At 60.3% G+C, this 7,302-nt stretch carries 19 protein-coding genes; 18 read left to right on the top strand and 1 reads right to left on the bottom strand.

The features are described from left to right. Positions 1 to 170 precede the first annotated feature (170 nt). From CQW31_RS30320 to CQW31_RS30300, 5 genes are read left to right on the top strand one after another with little or no spacing between them, the layout of a single operon-like run. Positions 171 to 410 carry a hypothetical protein gene (locus CQW31_RS30320; protein WP_143524279.1) on the top strand — a complete coding sequence of 80 codons (240 nt, stop codon included), beginning with the start codon at positions 171 to 173 and terminating at the stop codon, positions 408 to 410. Then, a complete protein-coding gene (locus tag CQW31_RS30315; RefSeq protein ID WP_099816093.1) occupies positions 407 to 643 on the top strand; it encodes a DUF551 domain-containing protein in 237 nt (78 codons plus the stop codon). Before CQW31_RS30320 ends, CQW31_RS30315 begins: the two co-directional genes overlap by 4 nt. A gap of 20 nt (positions 644 to 663) precedes the next feature. Continuing rightward, entirely contained in the window at positions 664 to 987 is a 324-nt protein-coding gene (locus tag CQW31_RS30310) for a hypothetical protein (protein WP_099816092.1), read from the top strand. After that, positions 984 to 1,214, top strand: a complete 231-nt coding sequence (locus CQW31_RS30305) for a hypothetical protein (protein ID WP_099816091.1) — start codon at positions 984 to 986, stop codon at positions 1,212 to 1,214. Before CQW31_RS30310 ends, CQW31_RS30305 begins: the two co-directional genes overlap by 4 nt. After that, positions 1,211 to 1,411 carry a hypothetical protein gene (locus CQW31_RS30300; protein WP_099816090.1) on the top strand — a complete coding sequence of 67 codons (201 nt, stop codon included), beginning with the start codon at positions 1,211 to 1,213 and terminating at the stop codon, positions 1,409 to 1,411. The genes CQW31_RS30305 and CQW31_RS30300 overlap by 4 nt, the downstream gene beginning before the upstream one ends. A 4-nt stretch (positions 1,412 to 1,415) precedes the next feature. Here CQW31_RS30300 and CQW31_RS31235 read toward each other — a convergent pair whose 3' ends face one another. Beyond that, complete coding sequence (locus tag CQW31_RS31235; protein WP_158238196.1) at positions 1,416 to 1,553, bottom strand: hypothetical protein; 138 nt, start codon at positions 1,551 to 1,553, stop codon at positions 1,416 to 1,418. On the opposite strand from CQW31_RS31235, the gene CQW31_RS30295 reads away from it, so the two are divergent. The 13 genes from CQW31_RS30295 (at position 1,552) to CQW31_RS30235 (ending at position 7,167) form a co-directional block, all read left to right on the top strand. After that, positions 1,552 to 2,091 (top strand): HNH endonuclease signature motif containing protein, encoded by a 540-nt coding sequence (locus CQW31_RS30295; protein ID WP_099816089.1) that lies wholly within the window; start codon positions 1,552 to 1,554, stop codon positions 2,089 to 2,091. The two genes, CQW31_RS31235 and CQW31_RS30295, sit on opposite strands and share 2 nt — an antisense overlap. A 52-nt stretch (positions 2,092 to 2,143) precedes the next feature. Continuing rightward, complete coding sequence (locus tag CQW31_RS30290) at positions 2,144 to 2,956, top strand: PD-(D/E)XK nuclease-like domain-containing protein (protein WP_099816095.1); 813 nt, start codon at positions 2,144 to 2,146, stop codon at positions 2,954 to 2,956. Continuing rightward, the gene (locus tag CQW31_RS30285) at positions 2,953 to 3,780 is read left to right on the top strand and encodes a hypothetical protein (protein WP_060489032.1); all 828 of its coding nucleotides are present in this window, start codon (positions 2,953 to 2,955) and stop codon (positions 3,778 to 3,780) included. The genes CQW31_RS30290 and CQW31_RS30285 overlap by 4 nt, the downstream gene beginning before the upstream one ends. Beyond that, complete coding sequence (locus CQW31_RS30280; protein ID WP_099816088.1) at positions 3,777 to 4,289, top strand: hypothetical protein; 513 nt, start codon at positions 3,777 to 3,779, stop codon at positions 4,287 to 4,289. The genes CQW31_RS30285 and CQW31_RS30280 overlap by 4 nt, the downstream gene beginning before the upstream one ends. Next, positions 4,286 to 4,744: a hypothetical protein gene (locus tag CQW31_RS30275; RefSeq protein WP_099816087.1), complete on the top strand. Its 459-nt coding sequence runs from the start codon at positions 4,286 to 4,288 to the stop codon at positions 4,742 to 4,744. Before CQW31_RS30280 ends, CQW31_RS30275 begins: the two co-directional genes overlap by 4 nt. Positions 4,745 to 4,770: 26 nt before the next feature. Then, the gene (locus CQW31_RS30270) at positions 4,771 to 4,980 is read left to right on the top strand and encodes a hypothetical protein (RefSeq protein ID WP_099816086.1); all 210 of its coding nucleotides are present in this window, start codon (positions 4,771 to 4,773) and stop codon (positions 4,978 to 4,980) included. A 44-nt stretch (positions 4,981 to 5,024) separates the two neighbouring features. Further along, positions 5,025 to 5,294, top strand: coding sequence for a hypothetical protein (locus CQW31_RS30265; RefSeq protein ID WP_099816085.1), 270 nt, complete (start codon positions 5,025 to 5,027; stop codon positions 5,292 to 5,294). Continuing rightward, a complete protein-coding gene (locus CQW31_RS30260; RefSeq protein WP_099816084.1) occupies positions 5,291 to 5,515 on the top strand; it encodes a hypothetical protein in 225 nt (74 codons plus the stop codon). The genes CQW31_RS30265 and CQW31_RS30260 overlap by 4 nt, the downstream gene beginning before the upstream one ends. Positions 5,516 to 5,599: 84 nt before the next feature. Continuing rightward, a complete protein-coding gene (locus CQW31_RS30255; RefSeq protein ID WP_099816083.1) occupies positions 5,600 to 5,977 on the top strand; it encodes an HNH endonuclease in 378 nt (125 codons plus the stop codon). Then, entirely contained in the window at positions 5,974 to 6,225 is a 252-nt protein-coding gene (locus CQW31_RS30250) for a hypothetical protein (RefSeq protein WP_024086938.1), read from the top strand. The genes CQW31_RS30255 and CQW31_RS30250 overlap by 4 nt, the downstream gene beginning before the upstream one ends. Beyond that, a complete protein-coding gene (locus CQW31_RS32335) occupies positions 6,222 to 6,434 on the top strand; it encodes a DUF551 domain-containing protein (RefSeq protein WP_143524278.1) in 213 nt (70 codons plus the stop codon). The genes CQW31_RS30250 and CQW31_RS32335 overlap by 4 nt, the downstream gene beginning before the upstream one ends. Further along, complete coding sequence (locus CQW31_RS30240) at positions 6,434 to 6,847, top strand: DUF2591 domain-containing protein (RefSeq protein WP_099816081.1); 414 nt, start codon at positions 6,434 to 6,436, stop codon at positions 6,845 to 6,847. The genes CQW31_RS32335 and CQW31_RS30240 overlap by 1 nt, the downstream gene beginning before the upstream one ends. Continuing rightward, positions 6,835 to 7,167, top strand: coding sequence for a hypothetical protein (locus tag CQW31_RS30235; RefSeq protein ID WP_099816080.1), 333 nt, complete (start codon positions 6,835 to 6,837; stop codon positions 7,165 to 7,167). The genes CQW31_RS30240 and CQW31_RS30235 overlap by 13 nt, the downstream gene beginning before the upstream one ends. The last annotated feature ends 135 nt before the right edge of the window (positions 7,168 to 7,302 follow it).

Raw genomic sequence — 7,302 nt, 5'->3', positions numbered from 1 at the left:
GGGGTGTCAAAGCCGGAGATCAGCGCCGGCCAGATCGCATCACCGATACACCCCGCATCCCCTTCCCTTCACTTCGACCGCATTGGCAGGCGCCAGGCCACCTTTCACGGTGGGTTTGGTCACCCGCGCCTGGCTCCTGGCCAATGCGGTTGGCTAACGAGGTTCACACGATGAGCAAAGACACAGGCGGTCCGGCGTTCCCCACAGTGGACGCCAACCGCGAAGAAGATTACGGCAGCAGGGGCATGACCCTGCGCGACTACTTCGCAGCAAAGGCCATGGCCGCGCTGAGCCCTACGTACTGGGAAACCCAAGATGAATACGAAAGCGGGAAAGATTTGATCAAGTGCCTGGCAGAGTCGGCGTATGAAATGGCCGATGCCATGCTCGTTGCCAGGGTTAAGCCATGAGCGGATGGATCAAGTGCAGCGACAGGCTGCCAAGCGAAGGTCAGCAGGTCATTTGCACTGGCTTCCTGTACGACAACCGCGGCCGTGGCCGCTACGTGTCGCCATCGACTTATCACGATGACGTTTTTTACGGCTACGTCGACGAAGACGACGATGAGCGCCTTCCGGGCGATGCGGGCGAAATGCACAAGCCTACGCACTGGATGCCATTTCCGGCGCCACCCACCGAGTAACCCACCACCTGGAGGCGACCATGGCCTACGAAGTAATCGTGGAGGAGTACGTCCTCCAGTGCGTAATCACTTATTCCAACTCCGTTAAGGGTGACCCGACTAGCTGGGCAAGCCCGGACGACTTCTACGGCTATCGGGAAATGGAGTTTGAAGTCGTCTCTGGCAACACCTATGACGACGAAGGAAATTCAGTTGACCTTGGCAAGAACGGCTGCGCTGCGGCTGCTGAAAAGTACGCCGAGGAAATCGAAGAGATTCTTTGGGAATACCTGGAAGACATAGCCGCCGCTGAGGCAGAAGACTGGCATGACGATCTGCGTCATAGCGGCTGGGAGGCAGCATGAACAAGAAAACAAAGCAGGACGTTATCGACATCATCGACTCGCGCTTTGAGGCGATATGTTCATGCTTTAGCGACAGTCTTAGAGCCGAACTGACGATGGCCATTGACCTGGCTGGCCTGACTGGCGCTATCGATATCCCGGCCCAGCGCTGCTATGTCGAGCGCCTTAATAAGATCGTCATTAGAGAACACCAGCAGTGGACAGATTCATTAAGGAGGTCGGCATGACAACTCCAATAGTCAAAACGCTCATTGACGAACAGGTCGAAGGCCTGGGGGACGTGCTCAAGCTCCCGCGCGAAACCCTCGTGTGCGAACTGGAATGCCCCGTCAAAGGCAGCTGGCGACAACCACCTCGAGACACTAGCGCGTTCATGGAGGGCGACTGGGGAGTAGATCCCCGCGGTCGTCTGGTGGAGCTATGACCAGCTACCAGCGCGCCCGGCGCTTGGTCATCTGGCGCGGCTCCTTCTCCATGCTCTTCGCCTGCACCTTCTTCATGCTCGCCAGCGCCCTGGCCGGCAGCATCACTTCCTGAATCACGTAGCCGAGCACGGCGGAACCCATGATTGATCAACAGTATCTTTCCGATCGACTTTCCTACTGTGCAAATACCGGATCTTTCACCTGGATTCCACGGCCGCTATGCGACTTTGTGTCTGAGGAGCGCATGAAGGCCTGGAACACCAGGTATGCCGGATCTCGAGCGGGAAAGGTGAACAGCAACGGGTATCTTCTCATCCAGATCAACGGCAAGCACTACAGGGCCCATCGCTTGGCCTGGCTTGCGTCATACGGCAAGTGGCCGACTCAACATATCGACCACATAAACGGCAACAAGCTGGACAACCGAATCACCAATCTCCGAGACGTCAGTAGTCTCGAGAACAATCGGAACATGCCCCTTTTGTCCAGCAATAATAGCGGCCGTGTTGGGGTTAGCTGGTACTCAGCTAGGTCCGAGTGGGTGGCGCACATAAAGGTTGGTGGTCGGCAAAAGATCCTTGGCCGCTTCAAATCAAAAGAACTCGCCATTGCTGCAAGGGAGGCTGCAGAGCGCGAGCTTGGTTTCCATCCCAATCATGGCCGCCTGCCAGCGGCGTGACCTGGAATTTCCCCTTTCAACTGACGGCGCCGGCCTGGCGCGAGGTTTTTCTATGCAACCCGGCTACTACCGCGACCTCAGCAACGAGGCGTACCACGGCGGCGAAGGTGTCTCCAAGTCGCAGCTTGACCTAATCGCCAAGGCGCCGGCCCTGTTCCAGTGGAGCAAGGCGGCACCGGAAGACCCGGAAAAGAAGAAGGCGCTGGACCTGGGCGATGCAGTGCACGCCCTGCTTCTGGAGCCTGATCGCTACGCCGCCGAATATGCGGTGGGCCCGGCTGACGCCCCGCGCAACACCAAGGCCGGCAAGGAAAAGTGGGAAGAGTTCGAATCCACGCTCACCGGCCAGACCGTCCTGTCGGCAGAGGACGGCAGGAAGATTGGCCTGATCCGCGAAAGCGTAATGGCTCATCCGCATGCACGGTTCCTGCTCGAAACTCAGGGGGATGCCGAGGCAAGCATCTACTGGAACGACGAGCGCGAAGGCGTGCTGTGCCGCTGCCGGCCAGACAAGACCATCGAGCGCCTTGGCTGGATTCTCGACCTCAAGACCACGGCCGACATGAGCAAGTTTGCTCGCTCGTTCTACGACTACCGCTACCACGTTCAGGACAGCTTCTACAGCGACGGCTACGCAGCGCACTTTGGCGAGGCGCCGGCCGCGTTCGTGTTCCTGGTCGTGAGCACCAGCATTGAATGCGGGAAATACCCGGTTCGCCTGTTCACCATGGACTTCGAGACCAAGGCCGCTGGCCGAACCGAATACCACCGCAACATCGAAGTCTACGCCGACTGCCTTCGACACAACGAGTGGCCGGCCATCGAAACCCTCACGTTGCCCTACTGGGCGAAGGACAAGCTATGACAGAGGTTAACCCGTTCGCCCCGCGCGGCATGGCGGAGCACGTGAACCACGGCACTGTGAACATCGAACAGAGCCGGGCCGTGACCGAAGCCCAGGGCAAGCTGCTGCTGGCCAAACGATTCCCGCGCGACGAGGCCCTTGCCTACAGCAAGATCATGAATTCGTGCAGCCGGCCAAGCCTGGCGGCTTCTGGGGAATACGCCTACCCACGCGGCGGGCAAACCGTATCCGGGCCTTCCATCCGCCTTGCCGAAGAGCTGGCCCGGTGCTGGGGTAACATCGAGTACGGAATCCGCGAACTGAGCCGCCAGCAAGGCAACAGCGAGATGGAGGCCTACGCCTGGGACCTGGAGACGAACACCTACTCGTCACAGAAGTTCACGGTTCGCCACATCCGTGACAAGCGCGGCGGCGGTCAGGCCCTGACCGAAGAGCGCGACATCTACGAGATCACCGCGAACATGGGCGGCCGCCGCTTGCGTGCGCGACTTCTGGCCATCCTACCGCCCGATCTGGTCGAAGCAGCCGTCTTCCAGTGCCGGAAGACGCTGGCCGGCGACACCAGCCTGCCCCTCGCTGACCGCGTCCGCGCCCTGGTCGACGCGTTCGCCCAGCAAGGCGTGACCGAGAAGCACCTGCGCGCCTACCTCAACAAGAGCCTGGACGAGATCCTGCCGGAGGAAATCGCCTCTCTGCGCGGCGTGTTCAACAGCATCAAGAATGGCCAGGCGGCTGTCGGTGACTTCTTCTCGATCAAGCCAGCAGAAAGCCAAACCGCAGACCTCAATGCCGCCCTGACCGAGGCGCAAAGGAGTGAAGGGTGAACCAATCAATCGACCTGGAGGCAGCGAAGGCTGCATTCTTTTCGTCTGGCGGACGGATCATTGTGCTGGATGGCTACCAATACGTTCCGCTCCCACAGCGCAAGCACCCTGATCCAAAGCCGAGGGCGAAGGTAAAGCTCGAGCAGTCGTCCCAGGGCACTCGCCAAGAGAGAGCCCAGGCCCTCGCCGAGAAAGTTGCTGAAATGGCCAAGACCATGACGTGCCGTGAGGCAGCCGAGATTCTGAAGGTTGCTCCGGACATGCTTTGGAGCATGGCCAAGCGATACGGCTTTAGCTTCGTGCCGGCTGCAAAAGGCCGGGTAATCGTCAAGGAGTACGACGACGATAAGGACGCCAAGCTGGCCGAACGCATCAAGGCCATGCGCGACATCGGAGTCTCTCGCAACCAGGCGATCCTGCATTTGCAGATCGGCCATACGACCATGAGCCGGATCATCAAGAAGTTCGGGATCGAGTTTCCGCCCGGAAAGCGAGGGCCTCAGAAATGAGCAAGCGCAAGCCCCACAACTTCAAAGCCCGCATGGCCCGCGTCTGCCGATCCCTGCTCAAGACCAACTACGCCTGCGTGGCCAACGTAGAGCCGCCAGACCAGCAGGTCATGCTGCACTGGAAGCACTGCACACAAATCCGCAGCGTCCAAGTGGCCAATGCGCTTTGCGACTTCGCCCATCACTGGACGATCTACCTCAGCGTGTTCTGCCGGCGTGAGGATGGCCAGCTCTACAGCAAGTCGATCCAGTTCACCACGGACGACATGCACCTGGTGGCGAAACTCGAAAGCGTGATTGAACAGCACCACGCCGACCTGTGCGCCGGCTCGAACCCAAACCACACCATCGGCTCAGGCTGGATCGCTATTCCAGACAAGGTGGACCTCACCGAGGCCCAGGCCAATCGCGTGTTCACGGCCATGGGCGCTTGGAGAAATCCGAAAGCGGCCTGACCCACAACGTTTGCAGGTGCATAGCCATGCGAAACACAAACATTCGCTCGGAATTCCCTCAGTCATACCACCAGGGCCACGCCGCCCGATCTGCCGGAAAGTCCAAACTGTCACAACCATTCGGCTACCCAACGGTTGGCGCTGGCTGGTGGCTTGGGGGCTGGAATGACAGAGATATGGAGCTCGAACTTGAAAAGAAAAATCCGCCGATCGATTCAGCAACACAGGCGGCGTGAGCAGTTCAACCTACCGCCAAGCGGTTTGCTCGAAGGAGCCAGCGATGCGAATCGACCTTCCAGGCCAACTAGACCTGACTATCCAGGTAGCCCATCAATCACCGCCGACTCCCACCGGTAGCAAAGAGCAACTGGCCGAGCGGGATGCGCTGCTTTGCGAAGCCGACGAGTTCATGTACATCATGACCGGCCACGACAGTCATGCCCGGCTCGCTCATAAGTACGGCGAAAAGTGGTGGGATGCTATCGACAAGCTCCGAGGCAAGGTCTGCACCGCTCTATCCTCCGGCGCAGAGCCGCAGGTGAAATCGTGAAGACGCATTTCGCACCGTTCACCGACCTGGAAGACATCGAGCAAGCACCGTGCGGCACCTGGCTAGGAGAGATCCCCGAGCTGTCAGGCGACTGGGCCGAGGTCGATTGCCTGCTCTGTCAGAAACGCAAGGACAGGATCATCGCAGCCGCCGCTGATGAAGAGCGCTTCATCGTCGAGCAGATGGGCGACATGGCTGCATTCATGCGCGCACAAGGCTAGACCACCACGGAGCACATTTGTACTCCAAGCTGTAACCCCTCTCCCCTCTATTCACTGCCGCGATATGGCGGCCAAGGAGCACCCGTGCGCCTCAAGAAAGCTGAGCGCGAGCAGGTCCGCATGAAGTACGGCGGCCGCTGCGCCTATTGCGGCAACGATCTGGGCGAGCGCTGGCACGCAGATCACTTCGAGCCAGTCGTCCGCAACACAGGCGAAGCAGCGAAGACAGTCCCAGCCCTACGGCCAGGCAACCACAACCTGGCCAACATGATGCCGGCCTGCGTGCCCTGCAACCTGAGCAAGCACCGAATGCAGCTGGAGGACTGGCGCCGCTGGCTGGCCGGCCACGTCAACAGCCTCAACCAGTACCACCCCATCTACCGCCTGGCCAAGGCCTACGGCCTTATCGCCGAGACCGGGGCCGAGGTCGTCTTCCACTTCGAAAAGGTGAGCCAACAATGACCCGCCTCGCCCTCTGCCTCCTGCTGCTGGCCACCGGCGCCAGCGCAACCGAGAACGTCATCGACGTGCAGCACGACAGCCAGCGCGGCGTCACCTGCTACCTGCTCAATGGGGTCGGCATCAGCTGCATACCCGACAGCCAGCTGCAGGCCGGCAACGAGCGCCAGCTCTCCCCGCACGAAACCCAACCCGAACCTACACCCGCACTGGCGCCTGGGCGCTGGATTGATGAGAGGTATCAGCTGTGAGTGAATGGAATAAATGCACCGATTCGATGCCGCATCAAGGTCAGCGAGTGCTCACCTACTCTGGCGACACTAGGATTATGGTTGGCCAGTACTTCCGTCATGAGCCCGGTGTGCACGACGGAGATTCTGGCTTCAGCGACGAGAACGGCGACGACATTTTCCCTGTCACGCATTGGCAGCCCCTCCCTTCACCGCCAGGTGCGCAGTAATGACCGGCCTGATAAGAGTGAAGACAGCAGACCTGTCCGGCGAGGCTTTGGGCTGGGCAGTAGGCAAGGCAGAAGGCTTGGACCTGCAGCTGGCACCGCCCGGCTATAACGGCGTGCCGTGGCGCGTGTTCGCCCTGTACCAGGGCCAGTCAATCGAGCACACCAAGCGCTACAACCCGTGGGAAGACTGGGCGCTGGGCGGGCCGATTATTGACCGGCTCCGCGTAGACCTCTCGTCGCCGCCGGTCATAGACACAAACAACGAGAACGGCTGGCAGGCTCGACCTGATGACGGAATGACGTTCTGGCATTCAGGCGGCACAGCCCTGATCGCCGCGTGCCGAGCCATCGTCGCAGCCAAGCTCGGCGATACCGTCCAAGTGCCAAAGGAGCTGATCCCATGCCAGGCCTGATAAAGGTGCAAACCTGCGACCTTGCCGGCAGAGCGCTGCTCTGGGCCGTCGAGTTGGTAGACGGCCCAATACCGGCGGCGGCGGGCCAACTGCAACTACCTCTTGGTGGTCAAGCTATCGACGACGCGACCGGTGAGTATCTGGTCCACAAACACGGCATGTGGATCGATCGAGGATACAGCTGGCCCTGGCTGGCCTGTGTGTCAGGTCATCCGCTGGACCGCCAGCCCGGCGACACCAGGGCAGAAGCTGCAGCCCGCGCTGTAGTGCACCATGCCCGCGGCGAAACTATCAACGTGCCACAGGAGCTGATGCCATGATCGCCCTCGCCTACATGGCCTACCTGATCTACAGGGGGCCGCGATGACTTGCGTACCGATTGGCGTCGGCTATGTCTGCTTCTCACCAGCCCATCGCCTGCGCCTGGCGGACGGTACCTGCGTTTACCTGAACTG

This window comes from Pseudomonas sp. 382 (assembly GCF_002759075.1).
GTDB lineage: Bacteria > Pseudomonadota > Gammaproteobacteria > Pseudomonadales > Pseudomonadaceae > Aquipseudomonas > Aquipseudomonas vlassakiae.
The sequence above is the reverse complement of the archived record's forward strand: the minus strand, read 5'-3'. Positions and strand labels throughout refer to the sequence as shown.